Here is a 22,786-nt window from a genome sequence, read left to right on the forward strand (position 1 = left end):
ATGTTACTCTTTTATTGTGTTGTTAGCTAAAGTTTTGTCTTCTTTAGGTGTATCGTTTATACTTTCAGTCTGTTCTGAATCTTCAACAGTATTTAAAGACACTTTTGGTTGGGTTTCTTCCTGCACTTGTGCCGTTTTGGTTTCGGTTGCAACTTCTTCATCACCTCCTGTTAACATACCACCAAAACTCATAAACCCAATGGCCATTAATCCTGTAATAATAAATGTAATTCCTAAACCTCTTAATGGCGCAGGTACATTTGAATATCTAATTTTTTCACGAATAGCTGCAATGGCTAAAATGGCTAAAAACCATCCAATTCCAGAACCTACTCCGTAAGTTGTTGCCAATGCTAAAGTTGGTATTTCTCTTGATTGCATAAACAATGAGCCTCCCAAAATAGCACAGTTTACAGCAATAAGTGGCAAAAAGATACCTAAGGAGTTATAAAGTGCCGGAGAGAATTTCTCAACTATTATTTCTACTAATTGTACCATAGTTGCAATGGTAGCAATAAACATAATAAAAGAAAGGAAACCTAAATCGTAATCGGCATACTCAGGTCCTAACCAAACTAAAGCTCCAGGTTGTAATAGATATTGATCCAGTAACCAGTTTAATGGTACTGTTATAGCTAATACAAAAATAACTGCTGCACCAAGTCCAACTGCTGTATTAACTCTTTTAGACACGGCTAGGTACGAACACATTCCAAGGAATACTGAAAATACCATGTTATCTATAAATATCGATTTGAAAAATAATTCTATATGTTCCATTTTATAAGTTATAAGTTTTAAGTACTTAAAGTGCCTAAAATCATTTTTTTTAATGTTCAGCATTCAGTGTTCAGCGTTCAGTAAGTGCTTACTGTGACTGCCAACTGCTTACTAATTTTAGTCTTCTATTAAAGCTTTATTTCTACTACGTTGAACCCAAATAATAATACCTACAACTATTAAAGCCATTGGAGGCATAATCATAAATCCATTGTTTTCGTATCCGGTTGCGTACAATCCTGTTTTTGCAATTGGATCTCCCAACACAGGAATTCCAAATAAGGTTCCAGACCCCAATAACTCTCTAAAGAATCCTACAATGATCAAAATAACACCATATCCTAAAGCATTTCCAATTCCATCTAGGAAAGAACGCCAAGGTCCGTTTCCTAAAGCAAAGGCTTCAAAACGTCCCATAATGATACAGTTGGTAATAATTAAACCAACAAATACGGATAGGGTTTTACTCAACTCGTATGCAAACGCTTTAAGTACCAAGTCTACTACAATTACAAGTGCCGCAACTACAATAAGTTGCACGATGATCCGAATTTTTGAAGGAATAATATTTCGCATTAATGAAATAACCACGTTCCCCATTCCAAGTACAAACAATACTGAAATTGCCATAACTAAAGATGCTTTTAGCTCGGCAGTAATTGCTAAAGCAGAACAAATACCAAGTACTTGAATAGTAATTGGGTTATCATCCGCTAAAGGATCTAATATTAGTTTGGCATCTTTTTTTGATAAAAGTCCCATAAATTAATTGTTTTTTAAGGTTTTAAAATAAGGCACGTATAATCTCAATTCGTTTCTTAACATAGCCGAAACACCATCTCCAGTAATAGTAGCGCCTGCTATGGCATCTACAGCATTATCGGTTTTGTCCAAGTTTAATGGATCTGCATTTCCTTTGGCCACGTTAACACCCACAAATTTCCCGTTGTGCATAAGATCTTCTCCAATAAAATCGTCCATAAAGAAACGTTTGTTAATGTTGGCTCCAAGTCCAGCTGTTTCACCTTTATGATCGAATAAAATACCTTGTATTACCATATCCTCATCTAAGGCAACAAATGCCCAAATAGCATCCCAAAGACCTTTTCCTAAAATTGGAACGATATAGTATGTTTTTCCGTCCTTATCTTCACCTATAAATAAAGGTAATCTTCTTTCTAACCCAGCTTTTGCGTTTGTTTGCTCTTTCTTAACATCTATTAAATAAGCCTGGTCATCTTCTGTAACTTTATCTCCTTGAATAATAAGTTGTTTTTTAATATTTTCCGCAAACAATTTAGGCGCCTCTTCTGTAGAAACGAAAATAGCATTGGTATCATCATTGTCATTTATCCCCATAGCATACAAAATGTTTTGTTGCTTTTCCAACTCTCTGTTAGTCGTAATCCTATCTTTTAAGGATGACGATGCATAAGCTAGTAAGGAACCAACTACTAGTACCATTCCTATGGCAAAAATAATGGTATATGAATTTTTATCTGTTCTCTTTTCCATTGTTAAGCGTTTTTAACTTTAAGACGTTTCGTTCTATGTTTAACATTTCCTTTAACTACGTAATGGTCGATAGTTGGTGCAAACACGTTCATTAATAAGATAGCTAACATAACTCCTTCTGGATAGGCTGGATTAAATACTCGAATTAAAATAGAAATAAATCCTATTAAAAAACCGTAGATCCATTTTCCTTTATTTGTTTGTGAAGCTGTAACTGGGTCTGTTGCCATAAATACAATACCAAAGGCAAATCCACCAAGTAGCAGATGTTCCCAATAAGGCGTACTCATTAATCCGTAGAATTTACTTGTTTCTGAAATAACATCGGCATTAACAAGGCCATTAAAAATGAGTCCCATAACCAAGGCGCCAACTACAGAGGACAACATAATTTTTCCACTTCCAATTTTAGTGAAGATTAAAAATAATCCTCCCAATAATATTAAGAGAGTAGATGTTTCTCCTACCGAACCTGGAATAATTCCTATAAACATATCCCAAACAGAATACACAACATCCTTGCCTTGTGCCAAGGTTCCTAAAATGGTTTCCCCAGAAATAGCATCTAGATTTTGTCCTGCTGCAATAGCTTCATCTCTAGCAACCGCTCCATGTACCCATACTTTATCTCCAGACATCCATGTAGGATAAGCAAAGAATAAAAAGGCACGAATGGTTAAGGCTGGATTTAAAATATTCATTCCTGTTCCACCAAAAACTTCTTTTCCAATAACAACACCAAACGCTATTGCTACTGCAAGCATCCATAGTGGCGTATCTATTGGTACAATTAAAGGAACTAGCATTCCAGTTACTAAATAACCTTCTTCTACTTCGTGACCTTTAATTACCGCAAATAAAAATTCGATGGCTAAACCTACACCATAGGATACGATTACTAGAGGTAATACTTTAATCAATCCGATGTAGAACGCATCCCACGATAAAAAATCTACTGGTGTACCAAATGCAATGTGATGTTGATATCCAGCATTGAACATACCGAAAATCAAACATGGCACCAAAGCCATAATCACAGTATTCATGGTACGCTTTAAATCGTCTGCTACTTTAATATGAGTTCCATTATGTGTGGTCTCATTTGGTAAGTATAAAAAAGTATGTAGCGCGTTAAACGCAGGAGCCATCTTGGTTCCTCTATACTTTTCTTTTAAATTATGTAATGTGCTTTTTAAACCCATTTTTTTAGTATTTCATTAAGGTTGCATGTTACCGCTACCATTATTTCGAGTTAATTATATGATATCGTAAAACTAAATTTAATTGTTATTATTCTCAGATAATTAACCAATTTCCTTTACCATTACGTCCAAACCTTTTCTTATAATATCTTGATGTGGTTGTTTAGACACACAAACAAATTCTGTTAAAGCAAAGTCTTCAGGAGCTACTTCGTACATTCCTAAAGCTTCCATTTCGTCTAAATCTGTGTACATACAAGCTTTTAATATTTGTAACGGATAAATATCTAAAGGAAAAACCTCTTCATAATTACCTGTTAACACGAAATTCCTATGTTCTCCATTGGTATTTGTGTTTAAATCGTAAGCTTTATTTGGGAATAACCAAGAAAACGTAAGAGCTCTCGAAGTTGATATTTTATTGAATACAGGTTTGTTCCATCCAAAGAATTCGTAATCGTCTCCTTCTGGGATAACCGTAATGATATTGCTATAGTAATCTAGACAACCGTCTGGCTTTACTTGTTTGCCAGATAAGACATTTCCAGAAATAATTCGAGCGTTGCTATCTTTATCTATCCCGCTATCATAAACCATCGTAGCTAGTTCGCTACCTATTTTAGTTTTAAAATATCTTGGTTTTTTAATAGAGGAACCTGCCATAGCTACAATTCGCTCGGCATTGAATTTCCCAGTTAGCAGCAATTCACCTATAATTACAAGATCTTGAGCGTTAAGGGTCCAAACAGTTTCTCCTTTATTAACAGGGTCTATTTTGTTTATTTGTGTTCCTACATTTCCAGAAGGGTGTGGCCCAGAAACCTTATGCAAGGTAATTCCAGATAATCCCGCTAAAGGCGAAGAACTATTCTTTCCAACAGACACGTGTACTTGGCCTTCGGTTAATTTCCCTAAAGCTGTAACGGCTGCTTGAAGCTCGGCTTCTTTTCCTTTAAGCGTATAATCTAAATCCGCTGCTAATGGCGCAGAGGCATAAGCAGAAATAAATATTGCTTTTGGCGCTCTGTCTGGTTTTGCAATAATATCGTACGGACGTTGTTTTATAAATGGCCAACAACCAGAAGCTAATAAATGCTCCTTAACGGCTTCACCACTTGCGGTTTGAACATCAAACCTTCCATTGTCTTGATAAACTTGCTCTTTATCAGCTAGTAATTTAATAGCTAATATTCTTCTTTTTTCTCCACGTTCAATCTCTAAAACATCTCCGGAAACTGGGGATACAAATTTCACAGATTCGTCGGCCTTATCATAAAAAACAGTTTCTCCCGCTTTTACTTTAGCACCAACTTTTACCACCATTTTAGGAACTACTCCATGGAAATCTTCTGGTCTTAAAGTACAATAGTTGCTAACTATCGCATTTTCGGTTACTTTTTCAGCAACTCCTTTAAGTTTAATATCCAGACCTTTTTTAATCCTAATGTCGTTTGACATATTTATAAATCTATTTGTTAATAGTAAATGTGATTAAGATTCTTAATTGCCTTAAAAAATCGGTGCAAATTTACTAAATTCTATACGAATTAGCACTAGACTTTCCAGAAGAACGTTATTTATTTTCATTCTAAATAAGCTAGAATATAAAGGTATAGAATTTGCTTATATTTACAAATAATTTTATTTCAAAAATAATAATGGCTAAAATTCACATTTATACATACGTCTTATTCATCCCTTTTTTATTTTTTGGTCAAACCCAAGAAGTTGTTCCTCCAGATTATATCAAAACGGTTATTTTCACTGGAGAAACTCCTGAGAGCCAATTGCCAATTATAAGATTGGGAGACCGAATAGCTTTGGAATTTGATGCTCTAAACGGAAATGAAGAGGATTTTTATTATAAAATCGAACATTATGATTACGATTGGACACCTTCAAACCTAACAAAGGCGGAGTATATGTCTGGTTACGACAACCAAAGAATTCGTAATTACGAGAATTCCTTTAATACCTATCAAATTTATTCGCATTACAATTTAATAATCCCAAACGAGCGAACTCGTGGATTAATTAAATCGGGGAATTACATGATTCATATATACAATGACTACGATGAACTAGTATTCTCAAGAAAATTCATGCTCTATGAAAACAACGCCAATGTTGGGGTTTTTGTTAGAACTTCTAGAGATGTAAAGTATTTAGCGCAAAAACAAACGGTGGATATTAATATTAATTCAACCAACATTCAATTTAACAATCCTTCTGAAACTGTTAAAGCTTTAATTGTTCAGAATAACAATTTAAACACAGCCATTTCCAATGTAAAACCGCAATACACCATGGGAAATGAACTTATTTACAAATACACTTCAGAAACCAGTTTTTGGGGTGGCAACGAATACTTGGCTTTTGAAAACAAAGATGTTAAAGGTGCTAACGTAGCTATACAATACATTGAATTAGCCGATTTATACAACAACTTCCTATTTACAGATATTGTTCGAGCCAACAGACCATATACCTATAATCCGGATATTAACGGAAATTTTGTAATTAATGCTCTCGATACAGAAAGGCCATGGATTGAAGCCGATTATGTTTGGATACACTTTTCCTTATTACCAGACCCGTCATTAATGAACAAATCGATTTATGTTTATGGCAATTACAACAACTATGAATTAACCGAAACCAATAAAATGCATTTTAATAAGGATCGAGGGGTTTACGAAACTCAATTATTGCTAAAACAAGGTTTCTACAGTTATAAATATGTCGTGGTAGACGAAAAAGGTGGTTTGCAGGAAGGTGCAGTTAGCGGTAATTTTAAGGAAACAGAAAACAATTACAAAGTATTGGTGTATTATAGAGATTTAGGCGCGAGATACGACAGATTAATTGGAGTTGGCGAGTCTAATTCTGTTAATATTACTAATTAGAGCAGGCCATCCGTGCTTATAATCTAATAATTTGCTGTTTTAAGTCTTATATTTCATAATTTAGCATCAACCAATAAATCTATGACCTAATGAGAGTGGTTCAAAAAGTAACAAAAGGGATTAAAATTTCAGTAGAAACCGTGTTTGAAGGAACTTTATATAAGAACTACCAAATACAGTATGCTTTTGGCTATCAAATAACTATTGAAAATAAAAGTAAAGATTCCGTCCAATTGCTATCTAGACATTGGACCATTCTAGATGCCTTAAATAATTTGGAAATTGTTTATGGTGAAGGAGTGATTGGCAAAAAACCCATTTTAAATCCAGGAGAATCGCACACTTACACTTCGGGGTGCTTGCTGTTCTCACCTTTTGGTGCCATGTTTGGCTATTATAATATGGTAAATATTTCTAACCAAAATGGTTTTCGAGTTCATATTCCTAACTTTAAATTAAACGCGCCTTTCGCACTTAATTAATTCATTTTTAAACAGTTATTTTTTTTAAAATCTTTTCAGTGTAACACTATTTAATGTGCCAATTTGGGTTATCATTTAATGGTGTTTGTGCTATTTATAATTTCTTATGTATTAAAATTAGCCAGCGTTTCTGTGTTTCTTTGAAGATTTATGTATCGCATGTCAACCTCATCATCTTGCTTTAATACTTGAGTAATGCTGGTAGTTTTTACAAACCCTCGATCCATAATCACACCAAATTCTTTATTGGTAGTTCCTGCTGTTTTATGAAACTCCAAAACTGAATGGGAATTGAGTTCGTTTTTCAACCTAAATTCCCGGAACCAAACTTGCCTCTCTTGCTTCATACTTCCAGTATATAAGGAAGACGACGACCAGAGATTAGGTTCTAAAGGCAAATTTTTAAAATGTTTAGCCGTGCCATCCCAAACCAATTCAAAAAACAACAAATCGGCATTCCAATCTACTATGATAATAGTAAAAGGCTCCACGTCTATCAGATTATAGTCTTTTACCAATTTTAAAACATCGTCAGAAATCAATAAATCCTTCACCACCACGCCGCGACTCAATCTATATTTATCCTGCCTGGCATGTGGTGTAAAACCACCATTGAGTAGGCAAACCAACCTGTTTTTATCGCTAAGTCCAACCCAAGTACCACCCGCAACCTTATCTTTTGGATATAATAGCTTCGCCTCTTCCTCAAAATAAAAATCTGGATCGAGCGTTTCTCTATTAGGCGCTTCATCTCTATTAGTAGTTAATATAAAATTAGTTTTCCCTAAAGGAATAAGAGTTACTGTACACATATAAATTCTAGTCTAAAAATCATTTGATAACTTACAAAAATAAACCTATAATTTAACTTGCCTTTAGGATTCTAAAGAATTATAAATCGCTAAAAATATTGTAACTTTGCAACTAAATTTTTACGAATTCTAAAATAGAAATAATCATGGGAAAAGGATTTTTTAATGTGCCAATTGCTGTTAACGAACCTGTTAAAAGTTACGCTCCTGGAACTCCAGAAAGAGAAGCTGTTCTAAAAGCTTATAAAGAAATGTACAATAGTCAAGTTGATGTACCAATGTATATTAACGGAAAAGATGTTACTACTGGAAATACCAGAACCATGTCTCCTCCACACGACCACAAACATATAGTTGGAACTTACCATTTAGCCGAGAAGTCTCACGTAGAAGAAGCTATTGCAACAGCTTTGGAAGCAAGAAAATCTTGGTCGCAAATGCCTTGGGAGCACCGTGCTGGTATCTTTTTAAAAGCTGCTGAATTACTTGCTGGACCTTACAGAGCAAAAATCAATGCGGCAACCATGATTGCTCAATCTAAAACCATACATCAAGCAGAAATTGATGCTGCTTGTGAATTGATAGATTTCCTACGTTTTAATGTTCAGTTTATGACAGACATTTACATGGAACAACCAGAAAGCACAAGTGATGCTTGGAACAGAGTAGAATATAGACCTTTAGAAGGATTTACTTATGCAGTAACACCTTTTAACTTTACAGCTATTGCTGGAAATTTACCTTCTTGTATGGCATTAATGGGGAATGTTGTTGTTTGGAAACCAAGTAACAACCAAGTGTACTCCGCTAAAGTTATTATGGACGTGTTTAAAGAAGCAGGCGTTCCTGATGGTGTAATAAACGTTGTTTTTGGAAACCCAGGAATGATTACAGATACCGTTTTAGAAAGTCCACATTTCTCAGGATTACATTATACAGGGTCGACTCCTGTTTTCCAAAATTTATGGAAACAAATTGGAAACAATATCGAAAACTACAAAACCTACCCACGAATAGTAGGTGAAACTGGTGGGAAAGATTTTATTATAGCTCATAAAACAGCTAATGCAAAACAAGTTGCAACCGCAATTTCTAGAGGAGCTTTCGAATTTCAAGGTCAGAAATGTAGTGCTGCATCTAGAGCTTATATTCCTAATAACATTTGGGAAGATGTAAAAAAATATGTGATTGCAGATGTCAAGTCATTTAAAATGGGATCTCCTGAAGATATGGGCAACTTTGTAACTGCCGTAATTAACGAAGGCTCGTTTGACAAATTAGCATCATACATAGATCAAGCAAAAGCAGATAAGGATGCCGAAATTATTGTTGGTGGTGGATACGATAAATCTAAAGGTTACTTTATAGAGCCAACAGTAATTGTAACAACTAATCCTAAATATTCGACCATGTGTACTGAATTATTTGGACCGGTTATGACTATTTATGTATACGATGAGAATAAATTCACGGAAACATTAAAACTGGTTGACGAAACAAGTGAATACGCTTTAACTGGAGCAATATTATCTACTTGTCGTTATGCCATTGTTGAAGCTACTAATGCGCTACAAAACAGTGCTGGAAACTTCTATATAAACGACAAACCAACAGGTGCTGTTGTAGGACAACAACCATTTGGTGGGGCAAGAGCTTCTGGAACAAATGATAAAGCAGGATCTGCTCAAAACCTAATGCGTTGGATTTCTCCACGTATGATTAAGGAAACGTTTGTAACTCCAGTAGATTACAAATACCCTTTCTTAGGATAGGAAAACTGAGTTTATATAATAAAACCCTTAAAACTTACATTTTAAGGGTTTTTTTGTGCTTTTAATCCTACATGTGTTAAAGCGATGGTAAAACTTTATATATTTAGAAGATAATCCAACAATCTTTAACATGAAAAAAATCTACTTATTACTTATTCTACTTGTTTCGGTGGGCGCATTCTCGCAAACCAAAAATGCCCTTCAAAAATTTGACACCTCTTCTATGGAGACTTCTGTGTTAGCGCATAAATCCCCAATAGTAGATATTTCAAATTACAATGAAAAAACCATCAACAATTACAACTTTTTTCAAGCATATAAAGCCATAGAACATGGCGATCTGCAAAAGCGATTTTCACCTTTAGAAAGCTTAAAAAGTCAAAGTGAAAAAAGTTATTTCACAAACATTATTCCTCTTGCTATTTTACATAGCGACTACGAATCTATTAGCGATGAAGCACTTCAAAATAACAGTGTAACAAGAGATTCTGAAGGTTATTTACTAAGAACGACCCAAGCGCCTATTTTTGAAAAAAAACACCTAACCCTTACCTCGCCATTGCGCACAAGTTTTAAGGGATTACATACCACATTTAGCTTATTGGAATCCAATATTTTTAACACAACCAATCAGGTTATTGAAAACATTGCTATAGATTTTAATGATGGATTAGGTTTTACAGCCATTGTTTTAAACCAAAACATTCCAGTTACATATCAGGACGCTGGAAAAAAAGTACTGACGTTCCAATTAACCCTTGATAATGGCGAAATTATTACACGTCAATCCACCTTAAAAATCACAGCTTCGAATGCTGACATATTTGAAAGTACCAACAGAGTAATAACCACTTTTAATTCAAGCATTACTCCAGATTTATCGGCTTATGGCGAAACGGTTTCTTATCCTGGAACTGGAGAGTACGAAATTTATTTAAGTGCAGATGGTATATTAGACAAGCCTATCTTTTTAGTGGACGGTTTCGATCCAGGCGATGGAAGAGACATTACTGGAATATACGATTTATTAGGATTCACTGAAGGGGGCAACTCCTCAAATCTTGGCGATTTAGTTAGAGACGAAGGTTTTGATATCGTTATATTAAATTTTCCAATTTACACAAGAGCGCAAGATGCTGCTATTATTGATGGAGGTGTCGATTTTATTGAACGTAACGCCATGTTATTGGTAGATCTAATAAACATAATCAATGCTGAAAAAGAAGGAACTTCTGAAAACGTAGTTATAGGGCCAAGCATGGGCGGTCTTATTTCAAGATATGCTTTAAACTACATGGAAAACCAAAACATGAACCACGAAACCAGATTGTGGATTTCTTTTGATGCACCACACCATGGAGCGAATGTTCCAATAGGATTCCAACATCAGTTTAATTTCCTTGCTTTTGGATTAGATGATTTTTGGGTTCTAGGAAATCAAAATGTTGAAGAATTGCAACCTATTATTAATGGTATGCTACGATCTTCTGCAGCCAGACAAATGCTTACCGATCAATTTGAACCACATATTACCAATAGCGACGGGGTAACCTTCAATAGTTCTTTGGCCTTACCTAGAGCACATCCATTTAAAGCTATTTTTGATGCAAGAATAAACAACTTAACCAGTTCAGGCTTTCCTCAATTAATCCGTAATGTATCTATTATAAATGGTAGCGGAATAAATAGTCGTTATCCAGATAACACTGCGGCAGCCAACAATTTGGTTCCAGGAAGTAGAATTTTAAATGCCAACATCAATATTATGACTGGTGCAACCATGAAGATTAAAACCTATTTTACTCCAAATGCAGGAACTCAAATTCAGACCAGTAACGTCCATTTGGATTTTGCATGGTGGTTTCCTTTAGCTAACGATAGAATTAACAATGCTGATTCTAGAGCATTCACATATTCTAACGGCGTTGATGCAGCCTCAGGTGGTTTATTCGATATTTTAAAATTAACTGAAGACTTATCTACAGATGGATTGGTTGGTGAGTTTTTAGGTGCTTTAAGTACAGATCATTTTAATTTTATACCAAGCGTAAGCGCTATGGCTTTGAGGGTTACAAATAATGAAATAAACTGGTTCCATACACCAACAGGAATCACCACAACAAACGCAACTACCAACAACACCCCTTTTGATGCTTGGTATATGCCAAACATAAACGAGCCACACGTAACCTTAACTCCAGGAAACGTGGACTTTGCCTTGTTTGAAATATTACAAACCACCTTATCAACAGAAACCAACCTGTTTCAAAACATGAGGTTGAAGCAAAATCCAATTACAAATAATTTAACTTTACTGAGCTCTAAGGAATATAACAACGTGAGTATTTCCATAGTAGATATAACCGGAAAACTTGTTTACAGTCAGAAAACAAACATAGAACAAAGCACAACGCTTCCTATAAATTTAGCTTCTGGAATGTACATTTTAAATGTGGACACAAATACGGATACGAATTTAAGAACAAAGATTATTGTAAAATAAATCGCATTTAATGAATAAGACATTCAAGTTTTTAAAGAAAGAATTCCTGGAAATGCTACCTCCAACTATTTTCTTTTTGGTGGTTTTTCATATTCTATTTTTTGTTCGCTCATTAATAGCAAATGAATATGGAATAAGCGCAACCTCATCGTTGGTTGCAACCATTGGTGCGTTAATTGTGGGAAAAGCTGTTTTAATTGCGGATCACTTAAAATTAGTAAGACTATTCGAAGAAAAGAATCTAATATATAATGTGTTGTGGAAGGTGCTAATTTACTCCATTATGATTTCTGTTTTCAGATATTTAGAAGAGGCTATTCCATTAATCTATAAGCATGAATCTCTGGGATCTGCAAATCAACATCTATTAGAAGAAATAAAATGGACGAGATTTTGGATCATTCAAATCTTCCTTATGGTGTTCTTATTAATTTATGTGTCTTTTTCAGAGTTAATAAAATTAATAGGAAAAGAAAAGTTTAAAGCCTTGGTGCTTGGTTAATAAGAAAGATTGTAGTGCATTTATCCTTTATATTTCATAGGTAAATGCACTACTTTTTTAGTTTCAAAAAAGTCTTCTTCAAAGAAATCGGGAATTTCATAGATGGTTGCTTTTGCATAGTCCTGAAGCTCTTCGCCTAAATCGCCACCTTTTAGATAAAGAATGCCGTTTTTTAGTTCATGGTTTTGCTTTTTCGCTATTTTGCCTTTGACCCAATGCACAAAGGTTGGCATGGCAGCTACAGCTCTACTTACAATAAAGTCGTAGTTACCTTTAATTAATTCCACCCGTTTATTAGTGGTTTTTACATTTTCCAAGCCCAGACCTGCAACAACCTCATCGACCACTTTTAGTTTTTTGGCAATACTATCCACTAAATGGAAAGAACATTCCGGAAACATGATAGCCAGTGGTATTCCTGGAAATCCTCCTCCTGTTCCTACATCTAAAATTTTGGTTCCAGGTTTAAATTCTATAACTTTAGCAATAGCTAAAGAATGCAAGACATGTCTTAAATAAAGTTCGTCTATATCCTTACGAGACACGACATTTATCTTCAAGTTCCAGTCTTGATATAAGGCTTCCAATTGCGTGAATTTATCAATCTGATCTTCAGTAAGGTTAGGGAAATACTTAAGAATTAACTGCATGGTTTCTATTTTTGAACAAAAGTAGATAAATTATTGTGCACTTTTATGATAAATTTATTAAGATGCATGTCAATATTATTTATCTTTGGCGTCATATTTGATACTTGTATTAATAAGGTATCAGACAGTAAAAAACAATAGCATGACAAAACAAACATTATCTTTTTCAAGAACAGACTCTGCAAAATTCTTCAGAACACTAAACAAACGTGTTAACGATTATTTTAAAGAAAACAATATTAAAAAAACAGGAAACTGGAAATTATATATTAAGGCTATCATAATGTTCTCTTTATTACTTGGCCCTTTAGTTCTATTATTAACAGTCGATTTACCGACTTGGCTTCAAATTATTTCCATGATGGTTATTGGTATTGGAATGGCTGGAGTTGGAATGAACGTGATGCACGACGCCAACCACGGTTCTTTTTCCAGTAAAAAATGGGTGAATAAATTAATGGGAAGCAGCATCCATATTTTAGCTGGTAACGATTATAACTGGAAAGTACAACACAACGTATTACACCACACCTACACCAATATTCAAGGACATGATGAAGACATTGATGCTGGAAGAATTATTCGTTTTTCCAAACATTCTAAATGGTTAAAAATCCATCAATATCAAAAATATTATGCTTTTTTATTATATGGTTTACTAACTGTGAATTGGGCAATTACTACCGATTTTAAACAAACCTACATTTATTTAAAAAGAAAGTTATCTTATGGCGAATTTCCTAAACCAGCCACACAATGGACAAAGTTAATTATTGGTAAAATTATATATTACTCTATTTGGGTGGTATTACCTTTAGCTTTAGGCTACGCTTGGTGGCAAGTTTTAATAGGTTTCTTGATCATGCACTATACAGCTGGAATTATCTTAAGTGTTATTTTCCAATTAGCGCACGTGATGCCTAATACCGAAATGCCTATGCCAGATGAAGAGGGTAACATGAAAAACACCTGGGCCATCCATCAATTATTTACCACGTCTAATTTTTCACCTAAAAGTTGGTTGGTAGAATTTTATACTGGAGGTTTAAACAGACAAGTAGAGCATCACTTATTTGCACATATCAGTCATGTTCACTACAAAAACATCGCACAAATTGTTAAAGATACTGCGCACGAATTTAGCTTGCCATACAACGAATACAATACCATTTGGAAAGCCATTGCAGAACACTATCAACAATTAAAAGTATTAGGTAGAAACCCTAGTATGGCCTAATCTATTTTTAGCACATAAAATTATAATTTATAATGAGCCTACTTTCAGAAAGAGTTTTAAACATGTCTACATCTGCCACACTTGAAATGGCAGCAAAGACCAGAGAACTTAAAGCACAAGGAAAAGATATTATTGGATTAAGTCTTGGAGAACCAGATTTTAATACTCCAGATTATATTAAAGAAGCAGCCATTCAGGCGATAAACGATAATTACAGCAGTTATTCTCCTGTTGATGGTTATGTGGAGTTAAAACAAGCAATTATTATCAAATTTAAACGCGATAATAATTTAACCTACACCTTACCTCAAATTGTGGTTTCCACAGGTGCTAAACAAGCATTGGCAAACGTGGCATCGGTACTTATAAATAAAGGAGACGAGGTGATTATACCTTGTCCATATTGGGTAAGTTACGTGGATATTGTTGAATTATATGAAGGAGTTCCAGTAGAAGTAAAAACGTCTATTGACAACGATTTTAAAATGACTCCTGAACAATTGGAAGCTGCCATTACTCCAAAAACAAAAATGATTTGGTACAGCTCTCCATGTAATCCAAGTGGATCGTTATACAGTACTGAAGAACTACGTGCTTTGGCTGATGTCCTTAAAAAATACCCAGATATTTACGTGGTTTCCGATGAAATTTACGAACACATTAACTTTACCGATGAGGGTCATGCAAGTATGGCGCAATTTGACGATATGTTCGACAGAACGGTTACGGTAAACGGCGTTTCAAAAGCTTTTGCTATGACGGGCTGGAGAATTGGCTATATTGGAGCTCCAGAAGTGATTGCTCGTGCATGCAACAAAATGCAAGGACAGATTACAAGTGGTGCCAATAGTATTGCCCAACGCGCAACCATTACAGCTTTAATGGAACCGCCTACTCGTGTAAAATTCATGATCGATGAGTTTAAAATACGAAGAGATTTGGTATTGAATTTACTTTCGGAAGTTAAAGGTTTTCAAACCAATACACCTGAAGGTGCTTTCTATGTATTTCCAAATATTTCATATTACTTCGGAAAAACCTTAAAAGGAAAAACCATTAATAACGCAACAGATTTTTCATTATATCTTTTAGAAGAAGCGCTAGTAGCTACAGTTACAGGTGAAGCTTTTGGAAATCCAGATTGCATTCGTTTAAGTTATGCTGCAAGTCAAAAACAGATTATTGAAGCTATAAAACGCATTAAACAAGCTGTTAGTTAAAACATAGCTTCAAAAACTAAATTATCTAGACCTTTCAGCTCCGACCCTTCGGGATCAAAATCTGAAAGGTCTTTTTTTATTCAAAAGAAATAGAGAATTATAGTCATCAATAGCACCATAAAAACACCAAAAACTACTAAGGTTTTTATTCGCATCTGCTTACTTTCCTTTTGAAGTCTTAATCTTAGTTTAAGTAACTCTTCTTGAGTTGATGTGTTTTCAAATTCAAGCTTTTCACCAAAAAAAACGCTATTAACCACACGTCGCTCTTTGCGTTTAGTCAACATACTTTTATTGTTTCTTAAAGTATGTATCATGTGCATCATTGCTCCTTCACCACCCATGATAATTGTATTTAAAATGAAATATAAAAACGGTTACAACAAATCAAATCCCATTACGATTTTGATTCACTTAAAACATAAAAGATGGTTGCGAGAGTAATTCACAAAACATCAGTTGGCCATCTTCAAAAGCTCTTTATATATAAGTAGTAAAATCTTACAAAATGTTACAAATAAGGAAAAAATAGCATATCGATTAACGATTACGCCAGAAGAAAGGCGTTAATAAGATAAGTACAGTAAACAATTCCAAACGTCCAATAAGCATTAAAAACGAAGCCCACCATTTTCCTAAAGTCGGCAAGGATGCATAATTATTTACAGGTCCAAAGTTACCTAAAGCAGGTCCTACGTTACCTAAACTAGAAGCCGATAAGCCGATGGATGACATGAAATCAATATCCATCATGGAAAACACTAAAGCTCCTACAATAAAAGACAACATATAGAGAATGAAAAACGCCAAAATATTAAAAACAATTTCTCCAGATACGGCCTTTCCATTATAGCGAACCGGTACAACAGCATTTGGATGCAAAGCTCTTTTAAACTCTAGGAATCCATTTTTAATAAGAAGCAAATGTCTAACTACCTTAATGCCTCCAGAGGTACTTCCAGCAGAACCACCCAAGAATAAAAGTCCGAAAAAGAACACCATTAAAAAGGGTGTCCACAAAGTATAATCCGCTGTTATAAAACCAGTAGTAGTAATTACAGATATGACTTGAAATAAGGAATGCCTAAAAGCACTTTCTGCTTTTCCCCACACCATCGGGTGCTCGATAGAAGATAGAGATGGATCTGTTTTAAAGTAAATAATCAAGGCTGCAATAATGGTAAAAGCAGCTATAAACTTAAAATACAATTTAAATTCTTCATCTTTAAAAACTTTTTGAACCTTCCCTTTAAAGGCAAAATAACTCAATACAAAATTGGTTCCTGCCAAAAACATAAAAACAATAATAATATATTGAATTATGGGTTGTCCGTTCCAATAGGCCACACTGGCATTTTTAGTCGAGAATCCTCCCGTGGACAAGGTGCACAAAGAATGGTTTATAGCATCGAAAAATGTCATTCCTGCCACTTTTAGCAAAATAGTTTCGGCAACCGTATATCCAAAATAAATCAACCACAAACGTTTTGCTGTATCTGTAATTCTAGGATGTAATTTATCTGCGCTTGGACCAGGAGCTTCAGCAGCAAAAAGTTGCATACCTCCTATTCCCAATAATGGTAATATGGCTACAGCTAAGACTATAATTCCCATCCCACCTATCCAATGTGTTAAACTACGCCAGAATAAAACACCTTTAGGCATGGCTTCAATGTCGTTTAAAATGGTTGCACCTGTGGTTGTATAACCAGACATGGTTTCAAAAAAAGCACTTGAAAAACTTGTTATACTTCCGGTTAACAAGTAAGGAATGGTACCGGATAAGGCCATTACAACCCAACCAAAAGCTACCACAATATAGCCTTCACGCTTATTCATTTCTTTAGAATGACTTTTGGTTAAAAGCATGATTAGGAATCCAACCATCATGGTTAATCCGCCAGATACCACTAAACCAAGTGTCACTCCATCCTTGTAAATAAAGCTTACCAATGCCGATAGCAGCATAAAACCTCCATTAAATAATAACAGAAGGCCTAAAAAATGGAAGATTATTTTATAGTTAAGTTTCACTAAAAGTAAGTTATAGGAATAATTTTTCTACTTGTTTAATAGATCTTGGCAAACAACACACAACCACTTTATCGTTTACTCCAATTCTAAAATCGCCCAATGCTGTATATCCACGCCCATTTCTTATAACTCCACCAATAATCGCAGCTCTTGGAAAATCGACATCTTTAATTAATCGGTTGCAAATTTTAGAAGTTGGCTTTACGTTAAATTCCAATAATTCGGCATTCATATTATTTAGCTTTGTCATAGCAATTACTTCACCTTTTCTAATATACCTAAAAATAGTGTTGGCTGCCAAAAGCTTTTTATTGATTAAGGTATCAATCCCAATGGAATGTGAAAGCTCAAAATAATCCATATTTTCAACTAAGGCTATGGTTTTTCTAACGCCTTTGGATTTTGCAACCAAGCAAGACATGATATTGGTTTCAGAATTTCCTGTAACGGCAATAAACGCATCCATATTGGTCAAGCCCTCTTCATCTAACAGATCCACATTTCTTCCATCCCCATTAATAACAAGCACGTCGGCCAGGTCATCGGCTAAATCGAAGGCACGTTCTTTATCCTTTTCTATAAGTTTTACATTTGGATATTGCTTACATAAATCTCTTGCTGTTTTATATCCAATTTTACTACCTCCAAGAATCATGATATTCCTGATTTCCGTATTGATTTTTCCAGTAAGCTCACAAAGTTCTTGTGCTCCTCCTTCCGAAGTTATAAAAACCACATTATCGCCTTCATTAAACAGGGTGTCTCCTCTTGGAATAATAGTATATTGAGTACCAAAACGCTGAATAGCTATGGGAACAAACCGAATTTCAGGATAAATTTTAGCAGCATCTTTAACCGATTTTCCAACAAAAAGCGCTGTTCTCGATAAGCTTAAAGCCACCATGGTTAAAGCACCTTCATCAAACTCGTAACTATCGTTAAAAGCAGATTGATTGAGCAATAATTCTATTTCGGAAGCAGCTAAAGACTCAGGGGAAATAAGTTCGTCAATACCTAGTTTTTTAAAACCTATTTCATCTTTATGGGCGATAAACTCTGTATTGGAAATTCTGGCAATGGTTCGGTTGGCACCAAGTTGCTTGGCCAAAACACATACAGTAATATTGGTCGTTTCAGAAGATGTTACAGCTATTAACAAGTCGCTTTCTTCAATTCTAGCCTCTTTTAAAATAGCTATAGAAGTCGAATCGCCTTTAATTACTTTAATATCTAAATGGTTGTCTGCGTAGGTTAAACTCTCTTTATTGGTGTCTATCAGTGTGATTTCCTGAGACTCGTAAGACAATAATTTTGCCAAATGAAATCCTACCTCACCAGCTCCAGCAATAATTATTTTCATGGGTAAATTTATAATAAAGTAGGACAAATATACTGTAAAATAGATTTAGTAAAAGAGATTTGAGGATTTAATTATTTGATTTGAAGCTACTAAAAGCAAGAAAAAAACTAGTTGATATCTCAAACAAGCCATATTTTAAAATTTCGTTAAATAGTAACCGTTAGTATGCAAATTGAGCGTCGTCGAGTATTTTAAATTAAAATAAATATGTAGGTTTGTGCAAAATATTTTCACATTGACAAAAGTTAAGCCTTATAAAGACAGTGATCTAGGAAAAAAAGAACAGGTTACCAAAATGTTCGATGCCATTTCCAAGGAATACGATGGATTAAATCGTGTAATATCTTTTGGAATAGATATTAAATGGCGAAAAAAAGTGGTTGCTTTAGTAGCTAAAACCCAGGCAAATAGCGTCTTGGATATTGCCACAGGAACTGGCGATCTAGCCATAAATTTAGCCCAAACCAACGCAAAACAAATTATTGGTCTGGATATAAGTAAAGGCATGTTAGAGGTTGGAAAACAAAAAGTGCTTAACAAAAATCTACAAGATAGAATTGAAATGGTGGTGGGAGATTCGGAGAATTTACCTTTTGAAGATAACCATTTCGATGCCATAACAGTTGGGTTTGGTATAAGAAATTTTGAAACTTTAGAAAAGGGACTTTCAGAAATACATCGCGTATTAAAACCCGGTGGGATTTTCGTGATTTTAGAAACCTCTGTTCCTACTAAAACACCTTTTAAACAAGGCTACAACCTATACTCAAAAAATATTTTACCTATTATTGGAAAGCTGTTTTCTAAAGACCGAAGTGCCTATAGATATTTAAGCGATTCGGCTTCTGTTTTTCCTTATGGTGAAACTTTAAACAATATTTTACGAGAAATCGGGTTTATAAATGTGGAAAGCAAACCACAAACTTTTGGGGTTGCAACAATTTATACATCATCAAAGCAATAATATATAATCTGTATAATCCAATTTTATCGTTAAGTAGCGCACTTGAGATAAAATTATTATGCAATTAGCCTAAAATGAAGAGTCTTTTTGTTTCTTTACTTTTAGCAAACCACAAAATTAAAATCAGATGAAAAACATCCTTTTTCTAGTCGCTTTTTTATTCCTATTCCAATCTGCCCATGCACAATTATTTACTAGGGAAAAAGTTTTAAACGATGAAAACGTGGATAAAAACTTTTTGAGCTATGGGTATTATATTGGCTTTAATAGTTATGACTTTAATTTTGATTATAAAACCAACAAACCAGATATTCAAACAAAAAAATCAACTGGATTTAATGTGGGTTTAATTGGAAACATGCGTATTAATAACTTTTTAGATCTAAGATTGGAACCTGGCTTATATATTACCACCAGAATCTTGGAATATCCTGAAAGCTATTTTAATGGAATGCAATTTACATCTTCCGATTTAGAAAGAGAGGTGAAATCTACTTATATCCATGTTCCTTTATTACTTAAATTTTCCACGAAACGAATAAACAATTTTAAACCTTTTATTGTTGGCGGATTATCGACTGCTTTAAACCTATCCAGTAATCAAGACAACCCAGACGATAATAGTGCCGGAAAATTCAGAACCAAGAAAAATATGTATTTCTACGAAGTAGGTTTTGGAATTGATTTATACCTCTATTATTTTAAATTCACTCCTTCCATTCGTGGTGTTTTTGCCATTAACGACGAGCTAGTTAGAGATGCTGACCCAAACAGTCCATGGACCGGAAATATAGAATCCATGAAAACCCGTGGAGTATTTATCAATTTTACCTTTCAATAACTGTAGTATGTTGTTTAGTTGTTAATTGTATTCCACTTAATAACCAACAAAACAATTAGCCCCTTCTAAACTCACTCAACAAAATAGCGGTTGCAGTGGCTACATTTAAACTTTCGGTAGCTTGTAAAGCTCCAAATCTTGGAATGGATATTTTTGTGGAAATTAGTTTTTCTATCTCTTCAGAAACGCCGTTGGCTTCATTACCTAGAACCAAAATCCCTTTGCTTGGCAAGGTTTTTTTATAAATATTTTCGCCTTCCATAAATGCACCGAATTTTTCTAAATCCGACTGTTTTAAAAATTCAGGCAAATCCAAATAGCTTATATTAACTCTAGTTATAGAACCCATTGTAGCTTGAACAACTTTAGGATTAAAGCAATCCACCGTTTCCCTATTACAAACCAAATCGGTAATCCCAAACCAATCACATAATCTAATAATAGTTCCTAAATTTCCTGGATCGCGAACATTGTCCAAAGCTACAAGCAATTTATTAGTATCCACAGGTTTAACTTCTGGTATATAAAAAATAGCCAAAGCCGTATTTGGAGTGCTTAAAAAACTGATTTTTTTTAAATCGCTTTCAGAAATAAGTGTTTCAAGATTGGCATCAATTTTGAAAGATTCTATGCTGTATAACTGTTTTAATTTAAAATGAGAAGCTATTAATTCATGGATGGTTTTTACACCTTCCGCAACAAATAAACCCTGTTGAAGTCGGTATTTTTTTTGTTTTAAACTGGTTATGGATTTTATTTGATTTTTAGATAACATTCAAACTTATTTAAATATATTTTTCAATGGAAATAATGTATTTTTGAGTTTCATTGAAGTAATCGATTTATTACTCAAAAAACAGCGACTCTTTTATTACTAGTTAATTTTATTTGTATTTGAAACTGCAATTCTCAAAAATAGTATTATTTATTGTAATTACAGGTTTTTTGTATTCTTGTAATTCGGTAAAAAGAGTTCCTGAAAATAAGCAATTGCTTATAGATAACCATATTTATATAAATGATAAAAAAAACAATACCGAGCGTATTAATAATTTATTGTTTCAACAGCGCAACAAAAAATTAGCTGGCATTCCATTAAAACTTTATATTTATAATTCTGCTAGACCAAATATAGATTCCATAATAAACGTCAAAATAGATTCCAAACCCAAAAAGAGAGAAAGACTTGAACGTTTTCTATCTAAAAAGCAATTGGATAAATATGTTGAAAATCGAATTGGATTTAACGATTGGTTAAAAACAACTGGAGAAGCTCCTGTAATTCTCAATACAGAAAAAATTACTAGGTCCGAAAAGCAATTGGAAGCTTATTATTTTAACAATGGATGGTTTAATGTCGATGCCACATCAGAAATAGATACATTAGACACTCAAAAAGTAGCAGTTAATTATCGTGTCAAAACTGGAGAGCCCTATATTATCGACTCTTTATTCACTAAAATTGCTACCCCAATAGTCGATTCACTGTATCAAACGACCCAAGCAGATTCTTATATAAAAAAGAACAAGCAATACCAAACAGTCACTTTTAGTAACGAAAAAGAACGAATTACCAGAAACTTAAGAAATTCTGGAGTTTACCATTTTAGTCAGGATTATGTATATTTTGAAATGGATACCATTGATACCAATAATAAAGTAAATGTGGAACTTCAAATTTTAAACAGATCTATAAGAACTCAGGATTCAACCTTTAAAGAACCCTTTAATATCTATAAAATTAAGGAGGTTAATGTGTATACAGATTATTCTTATGAAAACAGGAGTCTAACAATAACGGATTCTACCTTATTTAAAAACTTCAACTTATTTAGTTATGGTAAAATGCGTTTCAAGCCTAAAGCCATAACCGATGCCGTATTTATAACTCCTGGAGATGTATTTAGAGATAAGGACAGAACAAATACGTATCGACATATTAACAACTTACAGACCTTTAAACATCCAAGTATTGAATACATTGAAAATGCGGACACCACGTTAAC

General features: G+C 34.1%; 21 protein-coding genes. 10 read left to right on the forward strand and 11 right to left on the reverse strand.

Annotation, left to right across the window (positions count from 1 at the left end; translation table 11 throughout):
* Window positions 1–3 precede the first annotated feature (3 nt).
* The 5 genes from nqrE to VKY47_RS02020 form a co-directional block, all read right to left on the reverse strand.
* The gene (gene nqrE, locus VKY47_RS02000) at window positions 4–780 is read right to left on the reverse strand and encodes an NADH:ubiquinone reductase (Na(+)-transporting) subunit E (protein ID WP_324309940.1); all 777 of its coding nucleotides are present in this window, start codon (window positions 778–780) and stop codon (window positions 4–6) included.
* Between the two features lie 117 nt (window positions 781–897).
* Entirely contained in the window at window positions 898–1,542 is a 645-nt protein-coding gene (locus VKY47_RS02005; RefSeq protein WP_324309942.1) for an NADH:ubiquinone reductase (Na(+)-transporting) subunit D, read from the reverse strand.
* A gap of 3 nt (window positions 1,543–1,545) precedes the next feature.
* Window positions 1,546–2,295 carry a Na(+)-translocating NADH-quinone reductase subunit C gene (locus VKY47_RS02010; RefSeq protein WP_324309944.1) on the reverse strand — a complete coding sequence of 250 codons (750 nt, stop codon included), beginning with the start codon at window positions 2,293–2,295 and terminating at the stop codon, window positions 1,546–1,548.
* Window positions 2,296–2,297: 2 nt separating this feature from the next.
* Complete coding sequence (locus tag VKY47_RS02015) at window positions 2,298–3,497, reverse strand: NADH:ubiquinone reductase (Na(+)-transporting) subunit B (protein ID WP_324309946.1); 1,200 nt, start codon at window positions 3,495–3,497, stop codon at window positions 2,298–2,300.
* A gap of 102 nt (window positions 3,498–3,599) precedes the next feature.
* Window positions 3,600–4,955, reverse strand: a complete 1,356-nt coding sequence (locus VKY47_RS02020; protein ID WP_324309948.1) for a Na(+)-translocating NADH-quinone reductase subunit A — start codon at window positions 4,953–4,955, stop codon at window positions 3,600–3,602.
* A 200-nt stretch (window positions 4,956–5,155) separates the two neighbouring features.
* On the opposite strand from VKY47_RS02020, the gene VKY47_RS02025 reads away from it, so the two are divergent.
* Window positions 5,156–6,403: a type IX secretion system plug protein gene (locus VKY47_RS02025; RefSeq protein WP_324309950.1), complete on the forward strand. Its 1,248-nt coding sequence runs from the start codon at window positions 5,156–5,158 to the stop codon at window positions 6,401–6,403.
* 95 nt (window positions 6,404–6,498) lie between these two features.
* Entirely contained in the window at window positions 6,499–6,885 is a 387-nt protein-coding gene (gene apaG, locus VKY47_RS02030) for a Co2+/Mg2+ efflux protein ApaG (RefSeq protein ID WP_324309975.1), read from the forward strand.
* A 104-nt stretch (window positions 6,886–6,989) separates the two neighbouring features.
* Here the strand turns inward: apaG and VKY47_RS02035 are convergent, their stop codons facing one another.
* A complete protein-coding gene (locus VKY47_RS02035) occupies window positions 6,990–7,697 on the reverse strand; it encodes an NRDE family protein (protein ID WP_324309952.1) in 708 nt (235 codons plus the stop codon).
* Window positions 7,698–7,843: 146 nt separating this feature from the next.
* Here VKY47_RS02035 and pruA point away from each other — a divergent pair, with 146 nt between their 5' ends.
* From pruA to VKY47_RS02050, 3 genes are all read left to right on the forward strand, one after another.
* Entirely contained in the window at window positions 7,844–9,469 is a 1,626-nt protein-coding gene (gene pruA, locus VKY47_RS02040; RefSeq protein ID WP_324309953.1) for an L-glutamate gamma-semialdehyde dehydrogenase, read from the forward strand.
* A 130-nt stretch (window positions 9,470–9,599) separates the two neighbouring features.
* Window positions 9,600–11,972: a T9SS type A sorting domain-containing protein gene (locus tag VKY47_RS02045; protein ID WP_324309954.1), complete on the forward strand. Its 2,373-nt coding sequence runs from the start codon at window positions 9,600–9,602 to the stop codon at window positions 11,970–11,972.
* A 10-nt stretch (window positions 11,973–11,982) separates the two neighbouring features.
* Window positions 11,983–12,474, forward strand: coding sequence for a hypothetical protein (locus VKY47_RS02050; protein WP_324309955.1), 492 nt, complete (start codon window positions 11,983–11,985; stop codon window positions 12,472–12,474).
* Between the two features lie 20 nt (window positions 12,475–12,494).
* On the opposite strand, the gene rsmG is transcribed toward VKY47_RS02050, so the two are convergent.
* The gene (rsmG, locus tag VKY47_RS02055) at window positions 12,495–13,124 is read right to left on the reverse strand and encodes a 16S rRNA (guanine(527)-N(7))-methyltransferase RsmG (RefSeq protein ID WP_324309956.1); all 630 of its coding nucleotides are present in this window, start codon (window positions 13,122–13,124) and stop codon (window positions 12,495–12,497) included.
* A 142-nt stretch (window positions 13,125–13,266) separates the two neighbouring features.
* On the opposite strand from rsmG, the gene VKY47_RS02060 reads away from it, so the two are divergent.
* Together VKY47_RS02060 and VKY47_RS02065 are read left to right on the forward strand one after the other, a co-directional pair.
* The gene (locus VKY47_RS02060) at window positions 13,267–14,361 is read left to right on the forward strand and encodes a fatty acid desaturase family protein (protein ID WP_324309957.1); all 1,095 of its coding nucleotides are present in this window, start codon (window positions 13,267–13,269) and stop codon (window positions 14,359–14,361) included.
* A gap of 32 nt (window positions 14,362–14,393) precedes the next feature.
* Window positions 14,394–15,581, forward strand: a complete 1,188-nt coding sequence (locus VKY47_RS02065; RefSeq protein WP_324309959.1) for a pyridoxal phosphate-dependent aminotransferase — start codon at window positions 14,394–14,396, stop codon at window positions 15,579–15,581.
* 80 nt (window positions 15,582–15,661) lie between these two features.
* Here VKY47_RS02065 and VKY47_RS02070 read toward each other — a convergent pair whose 3' ends face one another.
* The 3 genes from VKY47_RS02070 to trkA all read right to left on the reverse strand — a co-directional run bounded on the left by VKY47_RS02070 (window position 15,662) and on the right by trkA (window position 18,975).
* Window positions 15,662–15,925, reverse strand: coding sequence for a hypothetical protein (locus VKY47_RS02070; protein WP_324309961.1), 264 nt, complete (start codon window positions 15,923–15,925; stop codon window positions 15,662–15,664).
* Between the two features lie 196 nt (window positions 15,926–16,121).
* Window positions 16,122–17,615, reverse strand: coding sequence for a TrkH family potassium uptake protein (locus VKY47_RS02075; RefSeq protein ID WP_324309962.1), 1,494 nt, complete (start codon window positions 17,613–17,615; stop codon window positions 16,122–16,124).
* 10 nt (window positions 17,616–17,625) lie between these two features.
* Entirely contained in the window at window positions 17,626–18,975 is a 1,350-nt protein-coding gene (trkA, locus tag VKY47_RS02080) for a Trk system potassium transporter TrkA (protein WP_324309964.1), read from the reverse strand.
* A 235-nt stretch (window positions 18,976–19,210) separates the two neighbouring features.
* Between trkA and ubiE the strand changes: the two genes are divergently transcribed.
* Window positions 19,211–19,939, forward strand: a complete 729-nt coding sequence (ubiE, locus tag VKY47_RS02085) for a bifunctional demethylmenaquinone methyltransferase/2-methoxy-6-polyprenyl-1,4-benzoquinol methylase UbiE (protein ID WP_324309966.1) — start codon at window positions 19,211–19,213, stop codon at window positions 19,937–19,939.
* Between the two features lie 127 nt (window positions 19,940–20,066).
* The gene (porT, locus tag VKY47_RS02090; RefSeq protein WP_324309968.1) at window positions 20,067–20,780 is read left to right on the forward strand and encodes a type IX secretion/gliding motility protein PorT/SprT; all 714 of its coding nucleotides are present in this window, start codon (window positions 20,067–20,069) and stop codon (window positions 20,778–20,780) included.
* A 55-nt stretch (window positions 20,781–20,835) separates the two neighbouring features.
* On the opposite strand, the gene VKY47_RS02095 is transcribed toward porT, so the two are convergent.
* Window positions 20,836–21,555: an RNA methyltransferase gene (locus VKY47_RS02095; protein ID WP_324309970.1), complete on the reverse strand. Its 720-nt coding sequence runs from the start codon at window positions 21,553–21,555 to the stop codon at window positions 20,836–20,838.
* A 119-nt stretch (window positions 21,556–21,674) separates the two neighbouring features.
* Here VKY47_RS02095 and VKY47_RS02100 point away from each other — a divergent pair.
* Window positions 21,675–22,786 (forward strand): POTRA domain-containing protein (locus VKY47_RS02100; protein WP_324309971.1); only part of this gene is annotated, 1,112 nt, incomplete at its 3' end.

Origin of the sequence: Xanthomarina sp., from assembly GCF_035306705.1 — a bacterium.
Taxonomy (GTDB): Bacteria; Bacteroidota; Bacteroidia; order Flavobacteriales; family Flavobacteriaceae; genus Xanthomarina.